General features: G+C 46.6%; 20 protein-coding genes. 13 read left to right on the top strand and 7 right to left on the bottom strand.

Going from position 1 to position 25592, the window contains the following annotated elements; genetic code table 11:
* Positions 1-153 precede the first annotated feature (153 nt).
* Complete coding sequence (locus tag FHW36_RS30430; protein WP_186452344.1) at positions 154-1860, top strand: DUF6600 domain-containing protein; 1707 nt, start codon at positions 154-156, stop codon at positions 1858-1860.
* A gap of 134 nt (positions 1861-1994) precedes the next feature.
* Here the strand turns inward: FHW36_RS30430 and FHW36_RS06765 are convergent, their stop codons facing one another.
* Positions 1995-2507 (bottom strand): GNAT family N-acetyltransferase, encoded by a 513-nt coding sequence (locus FHW36_RS06765; RefSeq protein ID WP_145664404.1) that lies wholly within the window; start codon positions 2505-2507, stop codon positions 1995-1997.
* 9 nt (positions 2508-2516) lie between these two features.
* The gene (locus tag FHW36_RS06760) at positions 2517-3137 is read right to left on the bottom strand and encodes a hypothetical protein (RefSeq protein WP_145664401.1); all 621 of its coding nucleotides are present in this window, start codon (positions 3135-3137) and stop codon (positions 2517-2519) included.
* A gap of 63 nt (positions 3138-3200) precedes the next feature.
* Between FHW36_RS06760 and FHW36_RS06755 the strand changes: the two genes are divergently transcribed.
* From FHW36_RS06755 to FHW36_RS06720, 8 genes are all read left to right on the top strand, one after another.
* Positions 3201-4367 carry a hypothetical protein gene (locus FHW36_RS06755; RefSeq protein WP_145664398.1) on the top strand — a complete coding sequence of 389 codons (1167 nt, stop codon included), beginning with the start codon at positions 3201-3203 and terminating at the stop codon, positions 4365-4367.
* A gap of 189 nt (positions 4368-4556) precedes the next feature.
* Positions 4557-6674, top strand: coding sequence for a M48 family metallopeptidase (locus FHW36_RS06750; protein ID WP_145664395.1), 2118 nt, complete (start codon positions 4557-4559; stop codon positions 6672-6674).
* 88 nt (positions 6675-6762) lie between these two features.
* Positions 6763-8697 (top strand): DNA polymerase III subunit gamma/tau, encoded by a 1935-nt coding sequence (locus tag FHW36_RS06745; RefSeq protein WP_145664392.1) that lies wholly within the window; start codon positions 6763-6765, stop codon positions 8695-8697.
* Between the two features lie 118 nt (positions 8698-8815).
* A complete protein-coding gene (locus tag FHW36_RS06740) occupies positions 8816-10447 on the top strand; it encodes a pyruvate dehydrogenase complex dihydrolipoamide acetyltransferase (RefSeq protein WP_145664389.1) in 1632 nt (543 codons plus the stop codon).
* A gap of 164 nt (positions 10448-10611) precedes the next feature.
* Positions 10612-11118 carry a GbsR/MarR family transcriptional regulator gene (locus FHW36_RS06735; RefSeq protein WP_145664385.1) on the top strand — a complete coding sequence of 169 codons (507 nt, stop codon included), beginning with the start codon at positions 10612-10614 and terminating at the stop codon, positions 11116-11118.
* 109 nt (positions 11119-11227) lie between these two features.
* Positions 11228-12571, top strand: a complete 1344-nt coding sequence (locus FHW36_RS06730; protein ID WP_145664382.1) for a TIGR01777 family oxidoreductase — start codon at positions 11228-11230, stop codon at positions 12569-12571.
* Positions 12572-12774: 203 nt separating this feature from the next.
* Entirely contained in the window at positions 12775-13248 is a 474-nt protein-coding gene (locus FHW36_RS06725; RefSeq protein ID WP_145664379.1) for a ribonuclease H-like YkuK family protein, read from the top strand.
* A gap of 183 nt (positions 13249-13431) precedes the next feature.
* Complete coding sequence (locus tag FHW36_RS06720; protein ID WP_145664376.1) at positions 13432-13806, top strand: hypothetical protein; 375 nt, start codon at positions 13432-13434, stop codon at positions 13804-13806.
* Between the two features lie 74 nt (positions 13807-13880).
* On the opposite strand, the gene FHW36_RS06715 is transcribed toward FHW36_RS06720, so the two are convergent.
* The 5 genes from FHW36_RS06715 to yihA all read right to left on the bottom strand — a co-directional run bounded on the left by FHW36_RS06715 (position 13881) and on the right by yihA (position 21192).
* Positions 13881-15443, bottom strand: coding sequence for a SusD/RagB family nutrient-binding outer membrane lipoprotein (locus FHW36_RS06715; protein WP_145664372.1), 1563 nt, complete (start codon positions 15441-15443; stop codon positions 13881-13883).
* A 24-nt stretch (positions 15444-15467) separates the two neighbouring features.
* On the bottom strand, positions 15468-18809 hold the full coding sequence (locus FHW36_RS06710) for a SusC/RagA family TonB-linked outer membrane protein (protein ID WP_186452323.1): 3342 nt from the start codon (positions 18807-18809) through the stop codon (positions 15468-15470).
* Positions 18810-18839: 30 nt separating this feature from the next.
* The gene (locus tag FHW36_RS06705; protein WP_145664365.1) at positions 18840-19826 is read right to left on the bottom strand and encodes a FecR family protein; all 987 of its coding nucleotides are present in this window, start codon (positions 19824-19826) and stop codon (positions 18840-18842) included.
* A gap of 70 nt (positions 19827-19896) precedes the next feature.
* Positions 19897-20490 carry an RNA polymerase sigma factor gene (locus FHW36_RS06700; RefSeq protein WP_145664363.1) on the bottom strand — a complete coding sequence of 198 codons (594 nt, stop codon included), beginning with the start codon at positions 20488-20490 and terminating at the stop codon, positions 19897-19899.
* A gap of 90 nt (positions 20491-20580) precedes the next feature.
* Entirely contained in the window at positions 20581-21192 is a 612-nt protein-coding gene (gene yihA, locus FHW36_RS06695) for a ribosome biogenesis GTP-binding protein YihA/YsxC (RefSeq protein WP_145664360.1), read from the bottom strand.
* Between the two features lie 89 nt (positions 21193-21281).
* On the opposite strand from yihA, the gene ubiE reads away from it, so the two are divergent.
* From ubiE to FHW36_RS06675, 4 genes are all read left to right on the top strand, one after another.
* Positions 21282-22028: a bifunctional demethylmenaquinone methyltransferase/2-methoxy-6-polyprenyl-1,4-benzoquinol methylase UbiE gene (gene ubiE, locus FHW36_RS06690; protein WP_145664358.1), complete on the top strand. Its 747-nt coding sequence runs from the start codon at positions 21282-21284 to the stop codon at positions 22026-22028.
* The gene (gene porT, locus FHW36_RS06685) at positions 22001-22705 is read left to right on the top strand and encodes a type IX secretion/gliding motility protein PorT/SprT (RefSeq protein WP_246121084.1); all 705 of its coding nucleotides are present in this window, start codon (positions 22001-22003) and stop codon (positions 22703-22705) included. The genes ubiE and porT overlap by 28 nt, the downstream gene beginning before the upstream one ends.
* A gap of 18 nt (positions 22706-22723) precedes the next feature.
* Complete coding sequence (locus FHW36_RS06680; protein ID WP_145664355.1) at positions 22724-24067, top strand: dihydroorotase; 1344 nt, start codon at positions 22724-22726, stop codon at positions 24065-24067.
* Between the two features lie 173 nt (positions 24068-24240).
* A complete protein-coding gene (locus FHW36_RS06675) occupies positions 24241-25569 on the top strand; it encodes a MutS-related protein (protein ID WP_145664352.1) in 1329 nt (442 codons plus the stop codon).
* Positions 25570-25592: the final 23 nt, after the last annotated feature.

Raw genomic sequence — 25592 nt, 5'->3', positions numbered from 1 at the left:
TTAACAATTTAAATCATCAGGTCTTCGATACATTATTCAATTCATCATCAAAAAATGCTGTTGATATTATAAAGTAACTATACACACAACAACATTCATGACATCTTCAGAAGTCTGGGACAATAAAAATCGGGACTAATAAAACAGGGAGTTATGAACAGGGTAATTAAACATACAGGGATACTTCTCCTAACCATATCTTTCTTCGTAAGCAGCTGTGCTACTACTTATGCTCCTTACGGAAGCCAGTATGACCAGGGTGGTCAATACGATCAATACAATACGTCTTATCCTTCCGGTCCGCAGGTACAGGTAAATGCGGCTATTTCATTTTACGATGAATTGAGTCCTTATGGTACCTGGGCCAGTTATCCGGGTTACGACCGGGTATGGATACCTAATGCAGGCCGGGATTTCAGACCATACTATACAAATGGACACTGGGTTTATACCGATTATGGCTGGACCTGGATGTCTGACTATTCCTGGGGCTGGGCTGCCTTCCACTATGGCCGTTGGTTATATGACGACTACCAGGGATGGATGTGGGTACCCGGTAATGAATGGGGACCAGCCTGGGTAAACTGGAGAGGTGGTGGTGATTACTATGGCTGGGCGCCTATGGGACCGCAATACTCCTATAATCCTCCGAGCAATTGCTGGGCCTTTGTACCCAGACAATATATCGGTAGTTCGCGTATCAATAACTACTACGTAGATAATAGCCGGAACGTAACTATTATCAACAATACCACCATTATCAACAATACCAATAATTATGGCGGATACCGCGTATACGCAGGACCCAGCGCCAACGAAGTACAACGTTATTCCGGTCAGCAGATCAGGCCTTTAAGAGTGGAAAACAGTGGCAGACCCGGAACAGGCAGGGTGGAAAGCAACCAGTTGCGTATTTATCGTCCAGACGCCGCAGCTATCCAGAGAGGACAGACTGCCGACCGTTCAAGACCGGTACAGCAACTTGACTATAACCGTCCAAATCGCGGTAATAACAACAACGGTAATATTTCCAATAACAATGGCAATACATCCGGACGTATTAATTCTGGTAACAACGGCAACAATAATAATGGGAATGTTCCTAACAACAATTTCCCGGGTAGAGTAAGACCGGGCGACAATAACAATATTCCCAATAACAATAACGGTAATATTCCGAATAACAACAATAACAACAACTATCCTGGACGGGTAAGGCCAGGTAGCAGTGATAATGGAAATATTCCGAATAACAACAATGGTAATAATGGTAATGTTCCCAACAACAATTTCCCCGGTCGGGTAAGACCTGGCAACAGTGATAACGGTAACATTCCTGCCGGCAACAATACGCCAGGTGGTAATTACAATAGACCTTCCAGGGGATTTGACCAGCAACAACAGCAACAAGAACAACAGCGTTTACAGCAGATACAACAGCAACAGCGTATACAACAACAGCAACAAGAGCAGCAGAGAATACAGCAGCAGCAACAACAGGACCGTGTTCGCCAAATACAGGATCAACAGCGTATACAACAGCAACAGCAGCAGCAACAGGAAAGGGTAAGACAGCAACAACAGGAACAACAGCGTATACAGCAACAACAACAACAACAACAACAACAACAACAACAACAACAACAACAGGAAAGGGTAAGACAGCAACAACAGGAACAACAACGTATACAGCAACAACAACAACAGCAGGAAAGAGTAAGACAACAGCAGCAACAACAACAGGAACAACAGCGGGTGCAAAGGGAACAACAGCAACAGCAACAGCAACAACAACGTCAGCAGGAGCAGCAGCAAAGGCAGCAACAACAGCAAGGTGACAGGCCTTCACGTGTAGGATAACGCTGCAGCTGGCAACATAAAAAAGTCATAATACTTGCCAAATATACATCGTCCGTTGACGTTACCTGATAAAAGACCGTCTCTGTTTATGAGGCGGTCTTTTTTTTATGCGTTATAAAAGAGCGCACTTGTTGTTACTGGTTATATATGTATTGATACAGCTGTGATTTAATCTTGCTAAAACTCATTGTTTCGGGAGAGAGTCCTTTATACATGATACGGAGTTCCAGTGGTGGAAATTGCGGATAGTAAGCTGGTTGCTGGTAACGATCCGGGAACGTCTGATAGCCCAGCCGTTCATAAAAATTAATTCTACGTATGGCCGGTGTCGTTACCGGAGGTTCTACTTCCAATACAATTACCTGTAATTGTTTTTCGAGCAACTGCATTACCTGCGTACCGGCGCCACCGCCCCTGGCGCTGGGGTGAACAGCAAAATGTTCTATAAAGTAAAAATCGGGGAGTTGCCAGTAAAATACGAAGCCGGCAAAAGCGGCATTACTGGTGATGCGCAACATCCGGAGGCGGTCTGCAGCGATTAGTTGCTCCTGCAGGGGCCAGGGTCTTCTTTCCTCCAGTGGAAATGCTTCGTTGTACAGGTCTTTCATGGCATCATCGGCCATGGCAACAGGGGTAAGCTGGATCATGCCGCGAAGTTAGTGATTATCCTTCTTTACAGTGGGCACACATTCAAATGGATCGGGGTTACCGGCAGGAAGGGGCTTATCGGCCGCCCAGCAGAAGTTCATGGGCTGGCTGGTAATGCTCACCAGTTTCACTTCTACCTTACTTCCCTTGCGGCTATTGGAAGCAGTGATACTACGGCTGCTTTTTTCGGAAATGTTATTGATGGTATACTGTTCTGTTTTGAAGATTTCATTGTTATTGCGCATGTACAGCACTTTTACCACCACGTTGTCGAGGGGATACTCTGTTTGATTACGTACCGTAATGGTGAGGTTTTTAATGCCTCCCAGGAAACCGGTATGGTAGTCGCCTGCCGTTGCGGCGATAAACTGTTGCCAGTTGCGGCGGTAGTAGGCACGGCGCTCGATAAATTGTCCGCTTACCCGTTGCTGCAGCTCCTGGTGACTGTTGATCTGCTGGCTCACGGCGCCGGCCTGCTCGAGGCTTTGGCGGAGGGTCCGGTTTTCATTCCATAGCCGCTGGTTTTCAGATAATACTTTACGTACATGCCGCTGTTGCTGGCAGTAGCCCAGGCTGAATATGACGACTAACAGCAGTATAATAGCGGGATAGATATAAGCTTTTTTCATCCCTGAAGCGAGAGAAAAAATAGTGCCAACTGAGTTTTTATTACATTTGTACAAATGGTCACAATGCAATTGATTATTGTAAACAATGAACAGACAGCCCGGCAATTTCTGGAAGTACATGTATTACTGAATAAAGACGTGGAAGGATGGATAAGGCCGCTGGATAAAGATATCAACTCGGTGTTTGACCGGGAACGTAACAAAGCTTTTCGTCACGGGGAATGTGTGAGGTGGATTTTAAAAGATGGTAATGGTCAGTTAATTGGCAGGATGGCCGCATTTGTCAGTAAAAAATATAAGAATAAGGGAGATGAATGTCCGGTAGGTGGTATCGGGTTCTTCGATTGTATTGATAACCAGGAGGCAGCTAACCTGCTTTTTGATACCGGCAAACAATGGCTGCAGGAGCGCGGCATGGAGGCCATGGATGGTCCCATCAACTTTGGAGAACGCAACAACTGGTGGGGATTACTCACGGAAGGCTATTATGAGCCGCTGTATGCCATGAACTTTAACCCTCCTTATTACGTTCGCCTCTTTGAGCAGTATGGATTCCAGGTATTTTTCCACCAGATTTGCTACGGGATGAAAGTAGCGGATACTCTGCAACCCAAGTTTTACGACCGCCATGCCGCCATTGCTGCTGATCCGGCATTTAAGGCGGTACATCTCAGAAAAAACGATTTGCGGAAGTTTGCAGAAGATTTCTGTACAGTATATAATAAAGCCTGGGCCAAACATGGTGGTGGAAAGGATATGGGCAAAGCGCAGGCAATTGCGCTTTTCAAGCAGATGAAGCCATTACTGGATGAAAAAATCGCCTGGTTTGTATACCATCAGGAGGAACCCATTGCTATCTGGCTTAACCTTCCCGATCTCAATCAGTATATTAAACTTATGAACGGGAAATTTGGCCTCTTGCAGAAGCTCAAATTCCTGTATCTGAAACAGATGGGGTATTGCAAAAAAATGACCGGGATTATTTTCGGGGTGGTACCGGAATTCCAGGGCAAGGGCGTGGATGCGTTTACTATTGTGGAAGGAGCCAAATTAATTCAAAGTGGCGCTGTTAAATATGTGGATTATGAAATGCAGTGGATAGGCGATTTTAACCCCAAAATGCAGAATGTGGCGGAAAGCCTGGGAGCTTCCCCCTCCCGGCAATTGACCACTTACCGTTACTTATTTGACCGGAGCAAGCCTTTTCACCGGCATCCAATAATTGGATAATATTTCTGGTGCAGGAGCAAGCTCCTGCATCCTTTTTACACTCAACCCCGTCGCATAATCCACTATTAGTCAATACAGTAATGGATTTCGCTTACCTGCGCTGGTAGCCAGTAGTGGATGAAACACCAATAAATTTATGAATATTCGATACATTTAAATCCCTTTTAGAGTCTAACCTGACATTTCGTTATGACCAACTTATATCCTGAGTGTCCGGAAAATGCGGATCTGGCGCTCATTGAACCCACGTTATTGTTTAGGCAACAGGTAATGAAAGCCATCAGCTACGTTGTTCTGTTTTTTATACTTTACGTGGTCTTATTGTTGGCAGCCGTAGCCCTGGCTGTTGGTTGTATATCAGGGGGGGTGATGTTATTCCGCCATCGTCCTGGCTGGCTTACAGGCATCATAGGACCTGGTCTTATGTTGCTGGGGGGAATGGTATTATTTTTTCTCATTAAATTTCTTTTCAACAAACGGCAGGCTGCAAATCCTTACCGTACACAGATTTTTGCAGATCGTCATCCCCGGTTATTCGACTTCATTGCGCAGCTGGTAAAGGATACGCGCATTCATCTTCCGAAAAAAATATTTGTGGTGCCGGATATGAATACTACGGTATTCTATGATTCCAATTTATTCAGTTTACTCTGGCCGGCTCCGAAAAACCTGGAGATTGGTTTGGGGTTGATCAATAGTGTGAATATCAGTGAATTTAAAATGTTGCTGGCGCATGAATTTGCCCATTTTTCCCAGAGAAGCATAAAGCTCGGCAGCTATATTTATGCACTGAATAAGCGCTTGTATACAATGCTTTATGAAAATGAGCAGTGGGATGAAATAGCCATGCGCTGGAGTAACGGCAGTAGTTTACTGAGTTTTTTCGCGCATATCACCACGCGGTTACTAACGGCGATGCAGTTTGTATTGCGGAAAATATATTCACTGATTAACCGCCGTTACCTGGAGCTGAGCCGGGAAATGGAATTTTATGCCGACCAGGTAGCTGTGAGCCTCACCAGTACGGCCACTGCTGTCAGCAGTTTACGCCGGGTAGAAATGGGAAGTTATTGCCTGGATCATTGTTTTCATAAACTCCCGGAATTGGCGGAGAAGGGCGTACGTTTTTCCAATATTTTCTCCGTACAGCAGGCATTGCTTTGTTATTACAGCCAACAGCATCAGTTGGCGCTGGACCCTGCGGGGCTGCCTGTCATTACTGATCATTACTTTCAATCGTTTCTGAAAAGCCGGGTACAGCTGCGGGAACAATGGACCTCCCACCTTTCGCGGGAAGCCCGGGAGGCGCATTATGTACAGGCTGCCGTATCCTGTAAGCCAACAGGGCATAGTGCCTGGGCGTTATTTAATGAACCGGAAGTCCTGCAGGAGCAGATGACGGAGCTATTGTATCATCAAACCGTACCTATGCCGGCGGATACATTTGACCTGGTTACGCCTGCCGCCTATATTGCGGAGCTGTCACAACACCACCGGCTATACGAATATCCCAAAGCATTTAATGAGTATTATGATAACCGGCCATTTAACGATATAGCAGTAGACGACACTATCTTATTATCCCGGGAAGAGATGGCGCAAACACATCTTGGAGATATATACCATCCGGATATTATTGCCAGGATGCGGGCATTTTACCGGGACCGACAGGATGCCGAAACCTTGCAGGCCATCAGTACCGGCCAGTTCCAGACCCGTTACTTTGAGTTCGACGGGCAGAAATACAGTACTGCCAGGGCCCGGCAACTGGCCCGTATGCTTACCGCGCATGTATGCGCAGAAGCTGATTGGTTGAAAAGCCACGACCGGCTTGCCTTCCGTTACCATTATAGCACTGCGCTGCAAAAAGGCCCTGAAGTGGCGGCTCTTTTGCTCGAAAAATACCGGGAAGTACTGGCTTATCAACAGATGGGGCATCAATTAAATGACCAGGTATTCCGTATTATACATTGCATCAGCCAGTTGTTTAACAGCCAGGAGCAGAACCTGGCCTCACTTCCCCCCCTCTACCAGGAACTGTCGGCCGAATGCTGGAGCTTCCGGCTTCTGACGGAAAACATCCGTCAATCGGCCTTGTATAGTGCCTTCCCGGAAGATATGGAGGAGAAGCTCCGGAAGATCCGGCAGCAGGACTGTAACTTTATAGAAGATATGATTCCCGACTATGGTGCCATGCAGGAGCTACATGAAGTGAGTTCCGAGATGATGGAATATTATAATAATGGAATCATATTATTAAAAAAGTCATATCTGGAATTCATTTTAACTTTAATACCGGGGGAATAGGTTGTCCTGGAAGCGCCGTTGCTGCTGTGCATTTTTCTCTTACTGAATTTGTGCGTATTTTCGGCGCTCGCGAACGCGTAGCAGTCATATGGAGAATTTTATCGTTTCAGCCCGTAAGTACCGTCCACAGAACTTTTCAACGGTTGTAGGACAAGCACATATTACCACCACACTCAAAAATGCCATTCGCAATAACCAGCTGGCGCACGCCTTCCTGTTTTGCGGGCCCAGGGGAGTTGGGAAAACTACCTGTGCGCGTATCCTGGCGAAGACTATTAACTGCGAAAACCTGCAGCCGGATGGAGAAGCCTGTAACGAATGTCATTCCTGTAAGTCGTTTAACGAAGGGAGTTCCTTCAATATCCATGAGCTGGATGCTGCTTCCAACAACTCGGTCGACGATATCCGTACGCTGGTAGAACAAGTACGTTTTGCGCCGCAGGCCGGGAAATACAAGATCTATATCATAGATGAGGTACACATGCTCAGTTCTTCCGCATTCAACGCGTTTCTGAAAACGCTGGAGGAGCCGCCTTCCTATGCTATATTTATCCTGGCTACCACCGAAAAGCACAAAATCCTTCCTACGATCCTGAGCAGATGCCAGATCTTCGATTTCAAGCGTATTACCATACAGGATACCGTAGACCACCTGCAGGAGATCTGTACTAAAGAGCATATCCAGGCAGATACGGATGCCCTGCATTTAGTAGCGCAGAAAACGGATGGCTGTATGCGTGACTCATTGAGTACGTTGGATAAGATTGTGAGCTTCACCAGCGGGCATTTGACTTACCAGAATACGCTGGAGCACCTGAATATACTGGACTACGATTATTTTTTCCGGGTAATGGGCGCTGTTTTACAACAGGATATCGCCAATGCCTTATTAATATATGATGAAATTTTGCAGAAAGGGTTTGAGGGAGATAATTTCCTGAACGGGTGGGCGGAATTTTTACGCAACCTGCTGCTCTGCAAAGACGAAAAGGCGCTCCACCTGGTGGAAGTATCCGGCAACCTGAAAGACCGTTATAAACAGCTTTCCGGTCAACTGAGTCCCGCTTACCTGATTACCGCGCTGCACCTGCTCAACGACACAGAAATCAACTACCGGATGGCGCGCAATAAGCGTCTACATGTGGAAATGGCCTTAATTAAGCTGTGTTACCTGCAGCAAGCTGTTACCCTAGTGAGCGATGATACTACCGGAGAGGTAGCAAAAAAAAAACTAGTCCCTGATGGTACTGCACCACAGAAATTGCGGGCGCCTGGCGCCCAGCCGGTTACTGCCAAAACAATAACGGAAAAACCAGCTACCGTGGCGAGTATCCCGGCGGGGCCTGTGGCAACAGCGCCACCAGTGGCTGCACCGGCACCAGTTAGCCCAGCACCAATCGCAGCAACACCTACGGCTATACCTACTCCTTCACCAGCGCCAACACCTACCCCGGTAGCGACGCCGATCGCAACAACTGCACCGGTAGCAAGTACTCCGGTAACAGCACCTCCGGTAGCGGCTCCCGTGGCCAAACCAGTTGAAAGCACTACTTCCGCCGCCACCTCCAGTAAATTAACTGGACTGGCAGCAATGAAAGAGGCGATGGCGGCCAAGCAACAGGGAAATACGCAGGTACAGTCTACCCCACTGACCATGGGGGCTATCCATGTATATTGGGAAGAATTTATTGATCAGTACCGCCAGGCCAATAAAATGACGGTAGTAAGTAACCTGGCCCTTGCCCAGCTCAAGTTACTGGGTACTGAGGAAGTGGGGATTGTGAGCCGGAATATCGTGCAGTTCAGGTTTATGGAAGAGGAGAAGCTGGTGATTGCAGAATTCCTGAAAAAGAAATTTAACAACCCGGCTATTGTGCTTACCCTGCAGCTGGACGAGAGCCAGCAGGTACAGGATATTGGTCCGGCTCCGCTTTCCAGCCGGGAGCAATTTCAGCAGATGGCTGAAAAATACCCGATTGTAAAAGAGCTGAAAGACAGACTTAATATGGAGCTGGATTTCTAGGGAAATGCATATAATTAAATATTAACGATAGATAGACATTTTTAAACAGTTTACACTTCCTTCTTTGCGTTTTTGCGCAAAAACATGTAGGTTTGAACAAAATTTTGAATAAAACACTATGGCAGAAGTTATCAGAATGCCCCTTTTGAGTGATACGATGACGGAAGGGGTGATTGCGGAATGGCATAAAAAGGTGGGCGATACAGTAAAAGCAGACGATGTTATAGCTGAAGTGGAAACGGATAAAGCAACGATGGAGGTGATGGGTTATGTAGAAGGAACCCTCCTGTACATTGGTGTAGAAAAAGGGAAAGCAGCTAAAGTTAACGGAATTATTGCCATTGTAGGTAAACCGGGAGAAGACTATAGTTCTCTGCTGGAGGACAAAAAAGAAGCGACTGCTGCTGCTCCTGCACCGGCTGCCGCGGCACCTGCACCACAGGCTGCTCCCGCTGCTGCTGCACCAGCTGATGATGCTGCGTTGAAAGAAGCACTGAAGAATGCCACTGTTATCCGTATGCCACTGTTGAGCGATACCATGACAGAAGGTAAAATAGTTGCCTGGAACAAGAAAGTAGGCGACGTAGTAAAAAGTGATGACGTGCTGGCAGAAGTGGAAACCGACAAGGCTACCATGGAAGTAATCGGTTATGCCGACGGTACTTTATTATATATTGGTGTTAAAGAAGGGGATGCTGCCAAAGTTAACGGCATTATCGCCATTGTAGGCAAGGCTGGTACCAGTGTGGATGCGATCCTGGCGGCTGAAAGCGGCGCTCCGGCCGCAACTGCTGCTGCTCCTGCTACCCAGAACGGCACTACCGCGGCACCTGCACCACAGGCTGCTCCTGCTGTTGCCAATAATACAGACGGTCGTGTGAAAGCTTCTCCACTGGCTAAAAAGCTGGCAGAGGAAAAAGGTATCGATATCAGCCAGGTACCTGGTAGTGGTGATGGTGGCCGTATTGTAAAGAAAGATGTGGATAACTTTGTTCCTGCGGCGAAAGCGGCTCCTGCCGCCCAAGCTACTGCTGCTCCTGCAGCTCCGGCCTTCGTACCTGCTGGTCAGGAAGGTTTCACCGATGTTCCGCTGACCAAAATGCGCCAGGTAATTGCCAGACGCCTCAGCGAGAGCAAGTTTAGCGCTCCTCACTTCTATCTGAAGATAGATGTAAACATGGATAAAGCCATGGACGCGCGTAAAGCAATCAACGAAATTTCCCCTGTTAAGATTTCCTTCAATGATATGGTGATCAAGGCATCTGCCATGGCACTGCGTCAGCATCCGGATGTAAACAGCAGCTGGATGGGTGATTATATCCGTCAGAACCAGCATATCCATATCGGTTCTGCCGTAGCGATTGAAGATGGACTGATTGTTCCGGTAATCCGCTTTGCTGATCAGAAAACACTGAGCCAGATTGCTACCGAAGCAAAAAGCCTGTACGACAAAGCCAAGAACAAAAAATTACAACCACAGGAATTCAGCGGTAATACTTTCAGCATCTCCAACCTGGGTATGCTGGGTATCGACGAATTCACTGCGATCATCAATCCGCCGGATTCAGCGATCCTGGCAGTAGGTGGTATCAAGGAAACTGCCGTTGTAGAGAAAGGACAGATCAAAACTGCCAACATCATGAAGCTGACCCTGAGCTGCGACCACAGAAGTGTGGATGGAGCCGTGGGCGCCCGTTTCCTGGCTACCCTGAAAGGGTTCCTGGAAAACCCGGTAACGATGCTGGTATAATCGAAATAATAAGCTATACAGGAAGGCGGAGCATATGCTCCGCCTTTTTTATTCTTTCTCCCCGTCATAGACACGTAAAAATGTTTCACTATCTTTTGAAAGTTCAAAAACATGACATACATTTGGCTTTGTAAATTGTCAAACGCTATAAAAACAACACGTTCATGAACTTACCGGAAGCAAAAGCACAGTTTATTCAAACCTGGGGATCTTTAGGCGCACAATGGGGTATTAACCGCACCATGGCCCAGATTCACGCGTTATTACTGATTATGCCGGATCCGTTGAGTGCAGATGATATCATGGAGCAGCTCAATATTTCCCGGGGAAATACCAATATGAACGTCCGGGAGTTGATTAACTGGGGCCTGGTAGAGCGTATCCTTATTCCCGGTGAAAGGAAGGAGTATTTTGTAGCAGAAAAAGACATCTGGAAAGTAGCCACTTATATTGCCCGCGAAAGAAAGAAACGCGAACTGGATCCCATCATGAAAGTGCTGCAACAGCTGCAGCAGGCCGAAGGCGACCCCAAAGACAAGGAAATGAAAGCCTTCAAAGACTCTATCTCCAATATTACCAAGTTTGCCCAGCAAACCGATAAAACCATCAGTGCGTTTATCAAATCGGAAGAAAGCTGGTTCTACAGCAGCTTGTTGAAACTCATCAAGTAATTTTTTTGTTTCAATATTTCAATTTTTTTTGAAAATTCTGAATTAACAGAAATTAAAATAAGACCCCAAAGAATATTGTTCCGGAGCAACTGCCCCTAAAATAAACACCATGGAAAATAAGCGTATTGTTATTGCCGCGGGTACTAGTTTCATTGGTAAAAGCCTGGCCGCCTGTTTTGGAAAACATAACGACATTATCATTCTTACCCGGCAAGCGCGCCCGGCAATAGGCCGTATCAGCTATATACAATGGGATGGCAAAAACCCCGGCGCATGGTGTGAAGCGCTGGAAAATGCCGACCTGCTTATTAATCTCACAGGAAAAAGTGTCAACTGCCGGTACAATACCACTAATAAACGCATCATCGTGGAGAGCCGGATAAACGCTACGCGGGCGCTGGGAACGGCTGTACAGACATTAAAAAATCCGCCGGCCGTATGGATCAATGCCAGCAGCGCTACCATTTACCGGCATGCGGAAGACCGGCCCATGAATGAATTTAACGGGGAGATAGCAAACGATTTCTCTGTGCAGGTATGTAAACAATGGGAACAGGCATTTAATGATATTATGCTGCCGCGTACACGAAAAATCATTCTTCGTATAGGCATTACCCTGGGCTGGGAAAACGGCGGCGTTATGCAGCCTTATCTACGGCTGGTAAAATTCGGACTGGGCGGCTACCAGGGCCGTGGCAGGCAAATGTATACCTGGATCCATATTACTGATGTATGCCGGATGATGGCGTGGCTATACGAAAACGATCATAGCGAGGGCGTGTATAACTGTACAGCGCCTTTTCCTGTTACCAACCAGACATTTATGAAAACATTGCGGGAAGCTGCTTCTCACCCCTTTGGATTGCCGGCGCCAACACCCCTGCTGAAAATAGGTGCAGCATTGATAGGCACAGAAACGGAATTATTACTCAAAAGCAGGTGGGTACTACCCAGCCGGGCTTTGCAGGAGGGGTTTGTTTTTGCCTTTCCGGCTGTAAAAGCTGCCTGTGAAGATATCCTGGCCCATTTGCCCCGGAGCGCTTACCACTTGTACTTAAATACGTACATTAGCTGTATGGACACCAACAATGATAAAAAATTTACGGTAGTACTGGGCGCCTCGCCCAACCCGGAAAGATATAGTAATATGGCGGTTAACCGGCTTACCGCCAAGGGACACCCGGTGGTGGCTATCGGAAACCGTGCTGCCCAGATAGGCGATATCCCGGTTATTACGGCCCACCCGGCACTGGAACAGGTAGATACGGTTACTTTGTACCTGAATCCTGTCATTCAGCGGGAATATTATGATTATATCCTGCAGTTGCATCCCAAGCGCATTATTTTTAACCCGGGCGCCGAAAACCAGGAACTGGCGGACATTGCCAGGGAACATCAGATAGAACCGGTGGAAGCGTGTACGCTGGTTTTACTAAGCACCGGACAATTTTAATTTCATCTCTCCCAATCTTCTTCTTTTATTAATACCAGCTGTTAAGTAATGCTAACAGCTTTTTCGTATATTCGTATCTACTGCTTTTATCCCCAATGAACGCATCCCATATTGTTTGACCCCGTTAGCGCATGGCATTACTTCATCAGGCAGGCATTATAAGCATTACTCAAGTTGCATGTTCACCCTTTAACTATACATTTATGCAATGGAGAAGATTTAATGGAGAGGTTATCCACCTTCCGGTTAAGGAAGAAGTAAGACAAGCCATTGTTCGCGAAACTGCCAAGGGGTTTCGTCTGAAAGTGTGCATTGGTACTGATTCCCAGGTAAAAGGACTGGATACAGAATTCGCTACGGTGATCGTTTTCCTGAGAGAAGGTCACGGCGGATTTATGTTTATCCACAATGAAAAAACAAAGGACCGCTATTCTATCAAAGAACGCATGCTGGTGGAAGTAGCCAAGAGTATTGAGATTGCGTATGAGCTGTGCGACCTGTTTACAGAATATGATGTAGACATGGAAGTACATGCCGATATCAATACCAATCCTCAGTTCAAGAGCAACCTGGCTTTACGGGAAGCAATGGGCTATATCCTGGGTATGGGCTTCGCTTTTAAAGCAAAACCGGAAGCCTTTGCCAGCAGCAGCTGCGCCAATAAGATAGTGAACTAAGGCAGCCTGTTTTTTGTACCTCTCTCAAATATGATTAATGACGTGTTATCACGTCAAGTGGCTTTTTCTCCCCCTATCGAGCTTAAATCCTTCCTCAAAAGCTGTAACATTTCCACTCCTTTCACCGCTCTACAAACGATCCAATAGTTTCTATCAACCACTATTTATCGTCAATTTCCCTGTATGAAAAACAAATATTACTTCCTCCCTTTACTGCTATGTCTTCTTGCCATAGCCTGCAGCAAAAAATCTACGCCCCCGGAAGGCGTAGAAGGAAAATGGTTGCTTATCAAAGCCGAAGGCGGTATATCCGGAAGTGAGCATGAAATCACCAACCGGCAGGAAGCGATTTTTGCCCATGATACTTTCCGGCTCGTCATCAACGGTCTACAGGTAAGGGCTACTCACTACCGTCTGGAAACGGCACCTGGCGATAATACCTGGAAGCTCATTACCAACGACAGCACCATCACGAATTACATCACCATAAAACCATATGCGCTCGTATTCACCGATGATATAGTCGATGGCATGACGCTGACTTATAAAAGAGAGTAAGCAAATACTCTTTAAAACGAATAAAGGCCCCCCGCTGACAGCGAGGAGCCCTTTGTTTATTTACAGCATGTTTACTAATCTTTCAGCAACCACATCACGCTATTCACATTGTCACTTCCACCAAACTGCCGCTGGACGGCAGCATCCATATTGGCATTGTTGAAACTCAGCTCATTGGCCGGATATAACCACCTTACCGGGAACTGGGTGGTAGGAGTATTCAGGTTGGTAGTTGCATTCAGGATAAATACAGGATAACCGGTGCGTCTGTGTTCATACCAGGCATTATAGTTACTTCCCTGGAGGAAGCCGGCCAGGTATTTTTGCAGGATAATCTGCTGGAGTTGCGTATCCCCACTACCTGTCAGCGCTACTGACGTTATATAAGTCTGGATATAATTATCATCTATTTTCATGTTGTGATGATAATCTTCCAGGTCGGGCGTATAAGCAGCGGTAAATTTCATAGCGCTGGTAATACCTGCCGCATAGTAGGTTTGTGCCGGGGCAGTGGAAATCCAGCCGCGCAACGCCGCTTCTGCCAGCACAAACTGCAATTCAGCATAACTGAAAAGACTTACCGGCTCTGCATTCACCAGGTTTACATACCGGTTGTTCAGGTCTGAATAGTCTTTACCCACCCGCATAGTTTGCAGCGCCGGGAAGGCGTTGGAAGGCTCTGCTCCTACATATGCATCCCAGTCGGTCATCAGTTTACCTGCGGCAATTTTTACCGGGGAAGGTTTGGCGTAATAGAATAGACGGCGGTCCTTCATGGCTTTCAGCGGATCTATTAACGTAGCAGAAAGCATGGTGTAATTTGATTTTACAAAGGAGTTACCGGAACCGGCGGGGACGTCTGACCAGGGGTAGTTCTGACCGGCAGCCGCTGTATAGGTAAGGGCAAAATTATCGGCGTACGAGCGCATTAACGGCCGGTTGGCCACGATGTCGTTGAACCGCGCTATCACCTTTAAATCCGGGTCATTCGTTTTCCTATACAGGTTCATAAGCACATGCAGCTCAAAGCTGTTGGCGAGCCGGCGCCAGTTGTCGGCTTCTCCCGCATAAATGGGATCGCCGGCAAACTTCTTCCCTTCTGCCAACAAGATATTGGCACTATCCAGTTCATTTAATATCCCCAGGAACACGTCCTTCTGTGTATCATATGCCGGTTGAATGATATTGGACGATTCGCCCTTCCCTGCCTGGGAATAAGGAATATCCCCTACCTGCATGGTGGTTTGGAAAAACTGCCAGGCCCTGATAAAGTGTCCAAGGCCACTGTAGGATTTTCTCAACCCGTCGTCTTCTGCGTAAGCAAGCATAGGTGGGATGTTGCGCAGTTGCAGCAGGCGATCGAAATTGGCTCTTCCGAATTTATTGTATTGGAAGCTCTCCTGGCCTTCTCCCCAGGTGAGGTATTTGCCCAGCAGATAGGGCTGCATGAATCCTTTCGTAGAACTGATGCTGGACCTGGTAATATTCAGGATCATGCCGGTGGCCAGCATGCCCGAAGTTACCTGTGAAGTTTGGTTAGGATCCGTATTGATTTTATCGAATTTGGAGCAGCCAGCCAGCAGCGTTATTGCTCCCAGGGGTACTGTTAATATATTTTTCAGTGAATAATTTTTCATGAGCATTGCTTTGACAGTAAAAGATTAGAACCCTACTTTAAAATTGACACCTATCAGACGCTGTGAAGGCGAGTTGAGGTTTTCATCATCTACATCGGGATCAGAGAATTTGAATTTGGTAAAGAGGAACAGGTTCTGGGCAATTAAGGATACAGACGCATTCTTAATCCCCGTTCTTGCCAGGGTAGTTGCCGGGAAACGGTATCCTACGGATAGTTCACGGATTTTAACAAATGATTTTTTCTGGATGCCTCTGTCTCCTCCCCTGAAATTCTGCGCATAATCCTGGTAAGATACTTTGGTATCGTTTTCTGCATACTGACGGGTATCGCTGGTAATGTGGCCGAAGTTGTCGTAAGCAACCGTACCTGACACTACTTTCACACCTTTACCCACATAATTGGTTAAACCATTTACTACTTCGTCGTAGCGGTATTGGTTATCGGATTCAGGATTGGTACCGGAGTCCCACATCTTATCGTATACATAATTGTACATCAGACCGCCGATACGCCCGTCGATATTGAGTCCTATGGTAAAGTTGCGGATCTGGAAAGTATTGATAAGACCGAAGCTGAATTTTGGATCTGTATAACCAAACACCTGTTCGTAATCGCTTTCCACCGGCATACCATTGCTATGAATGATATTACCATTCGGATCTCTCAGCCAGTAGTAATCGGTTAATGCATCCAGTCGGGCATTTTTATTCACCCAGGGCTTTTTAGGAGAATATACATCGTCCAGGTTTACGTAATAACGGTGTTGGTTTGACCAGTTAACAGTAGATACCCATTGGAAGGCTTTTCTCTGGATGACTGTACCGCTGAGGGTTACTTCTATCCCTTTTCTCACGTAAGTTTCACCGGTATTGATGAGGGTATTGTCGAATCCTGATGAGCTGGAAATAGGGACAAATTTCTGTTGGTTATAATAGTATTTATTGAAGTAGGCTACGTCTACATTCAGGCGCTTCTTAAACAGGTAAGCCGCGGTACCGATTTCCCAGGTACGGAAAGAGCTGGGCAGTATGCTGGCGCCCTGTAATTTGCTGGAATAGCTGGCAGAATTGGCGCCATTCCACGCACCCGTAGTGGTGCTATACAGGCGGTTGATATCATAAATATCAGCAGGCGTTTTAAAGGTAGCCCATGAACCTCGTATTTTCCACATATCAGTGAAGGCGGGCATCTTAAATATTTCAGACAATACTACGCTGGAACCAATAGAGGGATAAAAATAGGAGCGGCTTGCTTTAGGTTGGGTAGAGTTCCAGTCGTTACGCCCGGTAGCATCCAGGAACACAATGTTTCTCCAGCTAATAGCAGCCCGGCCAAATAAGCTGTTTACCTGTTTGCTTTTGTAAGACGGGCTAAACGTAGGTGCTTCTACAGATCCGTTCAGCGAAAAATAGGTAGGTGATACCAGCCCGTTTTTGGTGCTGGCTATTAAACCTTCATTTACAAAGTAGTAAATAGTTCCACCAGCCATACCTTCTACATTCCAGTCACCCAGTTTTTTGCTGTAGCTCAATATCGCATCGTTGTTGATACTCCAGCCCCATGTATTATTAATGTTGTATAATCCTTTTGCATTCCATCCGCCGCGGGTAGAATAAATATTGGCAGTAGGGTTGGTTTTTGTTTCTTTATTACTGTATACATCGTAGCCGATACGTACCAGGAGGCTGAGATCTGAGTTAAATTTATAGTTACCTGTGAGGCTTGCATTCGTGGTATTTTGCTGGATAGCGTCCAGTTTTTCGTAGGCAATCAGGTAAGGGTTGTCGTACCAGTTGGTGTACATCCAGTTCTGGGTTTTGTTAGGCACCTTCCAGTAGTCACGGTACTGGCGGATATCGTATTCTGCGCCGGTCCACATGGTGAGCTGGTAAATATATCCCTGGTTGCCGTAACCTGAACCCCAGATTTGTGGCGACATGCGTTTACTTACGCCCATGTGGCCTTCGAGAGTAAATTTTTCTGTAGCCTTCAGTTCTCCGCCGAGGGTGAAGTTGTACATATTCATCTTGGCATTGGGAAACTGGCCTTTGTTGTAGATATGGTTGAGGGAAGCGCGGAAGCTACCATACTTCCCGCTCTGTGCCACATTGATGTTGTTGTTGGTGATGAGTCCCAGCTCCATGAAATTCTTCAGGTTATTTTTACCGATAGAATTCAATGGCCGGTTATCTTCAAATTGTTTGGTTTGCGGATTCCAGTCTCTCGCGGTATTACCTGCGTCCAGCCGGGGTCCCCATACATAGTCATTATCAATTTTCCCGTTCTGACCGCGGCCATAGGAGGATTGGGTTTTAGGAATGGCAAGGAAGCCGCTTTGCAGCATGGTGGTACTGTTTACATTCACCGTTAACCCGGTACCGGATCCTTTTTTGGTGGTGATCAGGAGTACGCCGCCGGTAGCGCGGGAGCCGTACAATGCAGAGGCGGTGGGGCCTTTGAGCACATCGAGGCTTTCGATATCATCGGCGGGTACATCGCGGAGGGTCATGTTGGCATAGGGTACGCCGTCTATTACCAGCAGGGCATCTTCTCCCCTTAGCTCCACTTTAGGTTTGGCGAAGAATTCGGTAGAGTTTTTAATAACGAGGCCGGATACCTGTCCGGTGAGGGAGGTAGCCATATCCACGCCTTTTACGGTTTGGATGGCATCTCCTTTTACTTTTTGCACCGCATATCCGAGGGATTTCTCCTGGCGTTTGATACCGAGGGCAGTTACTACTACCTGGTCGATGTTGATGGCCTGGTCGTTGAGTACTATGTTCACTGCCTGGGAGCCTCTTACGATATATTCTTTAGGTGTATATCCCATAAGGCTGAACACCAGTACATCGCCATCCTTTACGTTGTCGATGGCAAAGCGACCTTCTTTGTCGGTGACGGCTCCTTTACTGCTTCCCTTCACTTGTACTGCCACACCGGGCAGGGCATTACCGAGCGAGTCTCTGACAGTGCCTTTGGTTACCTGTTGTTGTATTACGTCTGCCACATTGGTAGTGATGGTTTTGGTATCGCCGGCTACTTCAGCTTTCAGGACATACAGTTTTCCATTTATTTTTTTGCAGACAAGGCCGAGCGGCGCTATATATTTATTCAGGCTTTCTTCAATATTATCGGCCTGAAAACCGCTGAGGTTCTGCATTACAACGCTTTTATCCCTGAGCAGGGCGGCATTGTAGCTAAAGCGTACATCAAATTTCGCTTCGAGTTCATTGATTACAGTAATCAGTGGCCGGGTTGCCGGGGTGGTGTTGTGAACAGCTGCTTTTGCTATCTGTGCTGTTGACCATTGCAGGCAGCACGACAAAGCAGTCACCATTATCAGTGGGTAACTGATTGAACGCATTCTTTTCATAACTAATTTTGGTTGTCTTTTTTAAAAGCTTTTGTTCTTGATGTAAATACTCTTTTGTTGCAAATCGATTTTTAAATTAAAGGACTGTTCAATGGTGAGGATAGCCTGTCGTAAGTTATCTGTAGGCAGATAACCGGTAAATAACAGGTTTTCCTGGATGGCGTTTTCAAATGCTACATTGTATCCATATTGTTCACCTAATTGATGCATTACCAGCTTCAGTGATTCGTTTTTAAACGCCATCAGGTTGTACTTCCACGAGGTGTGAAACAGGGTGTCTACTTTCTCGGCCGAAAGTACCCGGGTGTTGGCATCGAAACTGGCCATTTCTCCGGGCTTCAGTTGCAGGGCTACCGGTTTGTGTGCATTCGCTGCTTTTACGCTGACACTCCCTGCATTCAATACCACGGCGGTATGGGTTTCTTCCGTATTTACGTTGAAAGCGGTGCCCAGTACTTGTATATCTACTCCGTTGGAAGCATGTACGGTAAAGGGATGCGTGGCCTGTTGCTGTACATTGAAAAAGGCTTCTCCCTGCAGCCATACCTCACGTTTCCCGGCACGGCCGTTTGTGAAAGCTACCCTTACCCGGCTATGTTGTTTGAGCTGGATGGCAGACCCGTCTTTCAGTTGAATCGTTTGTACGTAGTGCGTATTGTTGACAAAATATTGTTGCTGGTCTCTTCTGTTATAAAAAAACAGTACCAGGGACGCGATACCGATCACCGGTACCAGGGCAGCAGCTATCCTGAACCCGTTTCTCTTCCACAGTGGCACAACGGGTGTTTGATCCGTTTGCCGCAGGATGTTGTTCCATACCCTGTCGGCTTCACTGGCAGGCATCAGCAGTTTATTTCCTGTGTCCGACAGGTCTTCCACCGCAGGGAATTCTTCTGCTGAAGGGTTGTTTCCCAGCCACGTTAGCAATTGCAAACGCTCTGCTGGCGTACTTTTCCCTTCCACCATTTTTTTAAACAGGAATTTAATACTGTCCTTATGCTCCTCCATTGTTCCTCGTTGACATACTATTAATACGATTGGGAAATCTCCAAAGACGATCCGGTAAAAAAATTTTTTTTTAGTGGGTGTAGATGTGACAAAAGATGGCCAGTAATATAGAGATATCGGCGTGCTGGTACAGGTAATGCCGTACGAAGCGGGAAGCTTTTACCAGCTGATCCCTGACGGTGTTGATGGAAATGCCCAGCTGGTCGGCAATTTCCTGGTTGGTGAGTCCCTGCACCTTGCTCATCCTGAAAATCAGCTGGCGTTGGGCGGGCAGGCAGGAGATGGCTTTCATTTTGATGGCCTCGAGCTGGCGGGTGTACAGGAGGTCGTCCATAGCGCCCCTGGTATCTTCCGTATACAATTGTAAAAAGTGTTCCCGGAAATGCTGGTCATGTACCGCTTTGCGCAGGTAGTCAAATATATAATTGCGGGCGGTAGTAAAAAGGTAGGCTTTCAGCGATAAGCCGGGATCCAGTTGATCGTGTTTTATCCAGATCTTCATAAATACCTCCTGTACGGCATCTGACGCCACTTCCGGCAGTCCGCACAGTTTGAGGGTATAACCATAAATGGTATCCCGGTATTTTTCATACAATGCCTGGAAGGCTTCCTGATCTCTCTCCAGTATTCCTTTACACAGTATTTCATCTGTAGTATCAGACATGCCAACAAGTATTTGGATAAATAAAGCGTCAATATTAGCAAGACAAGATCAAATATAAATAAATATCGGAGAGAGGGGGAAAATGTATTGTTAGCCTGCAATGGCCCGGAACTGGGCATTTAGTTCGTCGATATAGGTAAGGATCGCATCTCTTCCTGTTTTCTTCACTGTGGAGGTGACAAAGTTGGGAGGGAGGAATTGCCAGGTTTCCCTCATTTTCTGGAGGAATGCTTTCACGTTGCGGCTTACTTCCGCCTGGGTGCTTTTATCGGCTTTGGTAAACACGAGGCTGAAGGGGATGTTCCATTCGCCCAGCTGGTTGATGAAGTCGATATCGATTTTCTGGGGGGCATGGCGACTGTCTATCAGTACGAAAACGCTGACCAGGTTGGGGCGTTTGCGCAGGTAGTTTTCGATCATTTGCTGCCATTGGCGGCGTTGCGACATACTTCTTTTAGCGAAGCCATAGCCCGGAAGATCCACCAGGTACCATGATTTATTGATGATAAAATGGTTAATCATCTGTGTTTTACCGGGTGTACCGGAAGTTTTGGCTAATTTTTCATTGTTGGCCAATACATTAATCAAAGAAGACTTACCAACATTAGACCGGCCGATGAATGCATATTCGGGCCAGGTTGGAGTGGGGCATTTTTCCCAATCGGGGCTGCTGATAAGATATTCTGCTGACTTAATAACCATATTGTTAAATTGCTTTATTGCATTAAAAATTGCCGTATCTCTGTATTTGTATACTGTCACATGACCACATTTCTTTAACTTTGCGCACTATGTCAGAAAATGCAAATGTTCAGAAGATCGTTCCCTTTGAAGGGTCAAAATTAAGCAAGAAGGAGCAGATAGCGACTATGTTTGATGATATTGCTTATCGCTATGACTTTCTCAACCACTTTATGTCGCTCGGAATCGACATTATCTGGCGGAAGAAGGCGCTTCGCTACCTGAAGGCTATTCAGCCCAAATTGATGCTGGACGTGGCAACTGGTACCGGCGACTTTGCCATAATGGCTGAAAAGCACCTGCACCCGGAAAAAATTGTGGGGATAGATATTTCTGAGGGCATGCTGGCACATGGACGGGAAAAAATAGACAAACTGGGTCTTAGCGACAAAATTACCTTGCAAAGCGGCGACAGTGAGACAATAAGTTTTCCTGACCAGACGTTTGATGCCATAACAGTGGCTTTCGGTGTACGTAATTTTGAGCACCTGGAAAAAGGGCTATCAGAAATGTACCGTGTATTGAAGCCGGGAGGTAGATTGGTGATCCTGGAGTTTTCGAATCCTACAGTTTTTCCTATTAAACAATTATATAATTCGTATTTTCGCTATATTACTCCTCTGATCGGGAAATGGATAGCCAAGAGCCAGGCGGCTTACAGTTATCTGCCAGAATCCGTGAAAGCGTTTCCGCAGGGTGAAGCAATGCGAACCATATTAACCAATACCCGTTTTCAGGCCGTTACATGCAAAACGCTTACATTCGGCATATGTTCTATCTACTGCGCTACGCGCTGATATTCATCTTATTGATCGGGATGCTGCCCGCGAAAGCGCAGCAAACCAATCTGAATATGTTGGAACACGATGCAAAACCCTATTACTTTGGCATTACGCTGGCCGCCAACCAGTCGGCTTACAAGCTGGAGCACTCTCCTGCTTTTTTAGCCACCGACTCTATTATGGTGGCCGAACCCATGAAAACAATGGGATTCAACCTGGGATTGCTGGCAAATGCCAGGCTCAGTGAGCATTTTGACCTGCGCTTTAACCCGCAGCTGATCTTTGCCTCCAAAAACCTGTACTACCGTGAAACCTATCCCAAGTCGCAGGACACTGAAAAGAAGATAGAATCCATCCTGCTGAGCTTTCCCTTACAAATTAAGTTTAAATCCGACCGTATCGGCAATATGCGTGTATATACCATTGCCGGCCTTAAATACGATTACGACCTGGCCTCCAATGCCCGCTTACGCCGGGCGGAAGACCTGGTAAAAGTGAAAAAAAGCGACTATGGCTATGAGGTAGGTGCCGGGTTTGAGTTTTACTTCGAAAGCTTCATCTTTGCACCTGAATTTAAAATCAGCAATGGTTTTGGCAACGTACATGTGAAAGACCCTAACCTGCGCTACTCCAACGTAATAGACAGGCTGCAATCCCGCATGATCGTGTTTTCCATACATCTTGAAGGATAATTTTTCTACCTTTGCGGCATGCAAAACTACCTCATCAGGAATATCGCCGTGGTTAACGAAGGACGCACCACGGTACAAGATGTATGGATCAAGAACAGCCGCATTGAAAAAATTGCGCCCAACATCACCATTAGCGGCCAATACACAGAAATTAACGGAGAAGGAAAACACCTGTTGCCGGGCGTTATAGACGACCAGGTACACTTCCGGGAGCCCGGCTTAACACAAAAAGCCACCATTTATACCGAAGCCCGCGCCGCCGTAGCCGGTGGCACCACCAGCTTCATGGAGATGCCCAATACCAAGCCAGCCGCCCTTACACAGGAACTGCTGGAAGATAAATACACCATTGCCCAACAACATTCACTGGCTAACTACTCCTTTTTTATGGGAGCTGCCAATGATAATGTAGAAGAAATCCTGAAAACAAACGCCAAAAAAGAGAGCGTTTGCGGGGTCAAAATATTCATGGGATCCTCTACCGGCAATATGCTGGTGGACAACTACCTTACACTGGAAACCGTTTTTTCCAACAGCGAACTACTGATTGCGACCCACTGCGAAGATGAAAAAATCATCCGTGCCAATATGGAAGCTTTCCAGCGGGAAAAAGGCGACCAGCTCACCGCTGCCGACCACCCGCTGATCCGTAATGTGGAAGCCTGCTTCGAGTCATCGCTGGTAGCCATCCAGTTTGCACAGAAACACGATGCCCGCCTGCATATCCTGCATATCTCCACTGCCCGGGAACTGCAATTATTCGGTAACATGCTGCCCCTGGCTGAAAAGAGGATTACCGCAGAAGTATGCGTACATCACCTCCATTTCACCGCAGATGATTACGCCGAATACGGCAACCTGATCAAATGCAATCCCGCTATTAAAGCACCGGAAAATAAAACCGCGCTCTGGCAGGCACTCCTGGACGACCGGCTGGATATTATTGCCACCGACCATGCCCCGCATACCTGGGAAGAAAAGCAACAGCCTTACCTGCAGGCTCCATCTGGCGTACCATTGGTACAACACAGCCTGCTGCTTATGCTTGAACATGCCCGGCAGGGAGATATCAGCATAGAAAAAGTGGTGGAGAAAATGAGCCATGCACCTGCCATCTGTTTCCAGGTAAAAGAAAGAGGATTTTTGAGAGAAGGCTATTTTGCTGACTGCGTTATCGTAGATCTGCAGGCCCAAACCAGCGTGAATAAAGAGAATATATTCTACAAATGCGCCTGGAGCCCGTTTGAAGGACATACCTTCCCCGCTGCGATCACCCATACCTTTGTAAATGGTCACCTGGCTTATACCAACGGTGTTTTCAACGAAAATATACTGGGTCAACGGTTGGCGTTCAGCCGCTGATAAAAGCAGAAGGCATAAAGCGGAAAGCAAAAAGCCATTGTAGCGAATGATGTAAACGGGTATAAAACCCCATCGATTATCCACTGCAATGACTTTTTGCTTTCCGCTTTTCTTTCTTATGGAATTTTTCTATCCTTGCATCTTCCACCGTATATTCACTAAAACGATGCTGCATGCAACTGGACAAAACATCCTATTACGACCTGTCTATTTTTAATCGCGACGAAGAATTTTCCCTATTCCACCGGCTCGATTTTACCACTACTTCCGGTGGCCGTGAGTACATGCGGCAACTGTTCAGCAACCCGCTGCAAGACATCCAGTCGATTGAAAACAGGCAAAGAGCGCTGCAATACATCCTGGAAAAAGAAAATAGCTGGCCTTCCATTATCTCCAATGGTACCGTAGTAGTGGTGGAAAACTACATGGAAGCACAGATTGAACCTATTTCCAATACCGAAGGATTGGCATTGTATATACAGGCGGTGATCAACAAAACGCTGTATGCACCTGACTTTGGCTTTATTAAATTTTCATTTACCCAACTGGTGAACCTGCTGAAAGGATTCCGTTCCTTCATCAATGTATTCAATGCCGATGATACCCCTAAAATCTTAAAAACCTTACTGGACCGGGCGCAGCATCTATTGAGCAAAAAAGATTTTTACGAGATCCTGAAAGCAGATGAAGAAGGTACCCTGAATTTTATTGGTATACTCCGTTATGATAACTATATCCGGAAGCGGCATAAAAAAGTGATCCTGGAGCTGGTGACCCTCTACCAGCAACTCGATGCTTTTTACGCCATGGCCAAGGCTATCCGGCATTATAAACTGGAGTTTCCCCGTTTTTCTGCCAGCAGCCGCCCGGTGGTCAAAGCCACACAGCTTTATCATATTATTTTACAGGAGCCGGTAGCCTATGATGTGCAGCTGGATGAAGCCTCGCATTTTATGTTCCTGACGGGCGCCAATATGGCTGGTAAAACCACGTTTATCAAGGCGGTAGGAGTAGCCGTTTTCCTGGCGCATATTGGAATGGGCGTTCCGGCGCAGCAAATGGAGCTCAGCTTCTTCCACGGCATCTTCAGCAACATACAGGTACAAGATAATATTTTCAAGGGCGAGAGCTATTTCTACAGCGAAGTACAGCGCATCAAAAATACCATTCTACAAATCAGCAATGGAAAGAACTGGCTGGTATTAATTGATGAGATGTTTAAAGGCACCAACGTAGAAGATGCCCGGAACTGCTCCCTGGCCGTTATCCGGGGATTATTACAGAGCACGAACTGTCTTTTTATTTTATCCACCCATTTGTACGAAATAGCAGAAGATCTGCAATCGGAGCAGCGTATCCAGTTTAAGTATTTTGAATCTACCGTTATTGATGATGACCTGCATTTTACTTACCAGCTGAAAGATGGTATTGCCAAAGAGAAGATCGGCTACCTGATTCTGAAGAGAGAGAAAGTACTGGAGCTGCTGTCGCAAATCCGTTAAGCTACCGTTGCTGCCAAAGTTGT

Origin of the sequence: Chitinophaga polysaccharea (assembly GCF_007829335.1) — a bacterium.
Taxonomy (GTDB): domain Bacteria; phylum Bacteroidota; class Bacteroidia; order Chitinophagales; family Chitinophagaceae; genus Chitinophaga; species Chitinophaga polysaccharea_B.
This window is presented reverse-complemented; position numbering and strand designations above follow the sequence as displayed.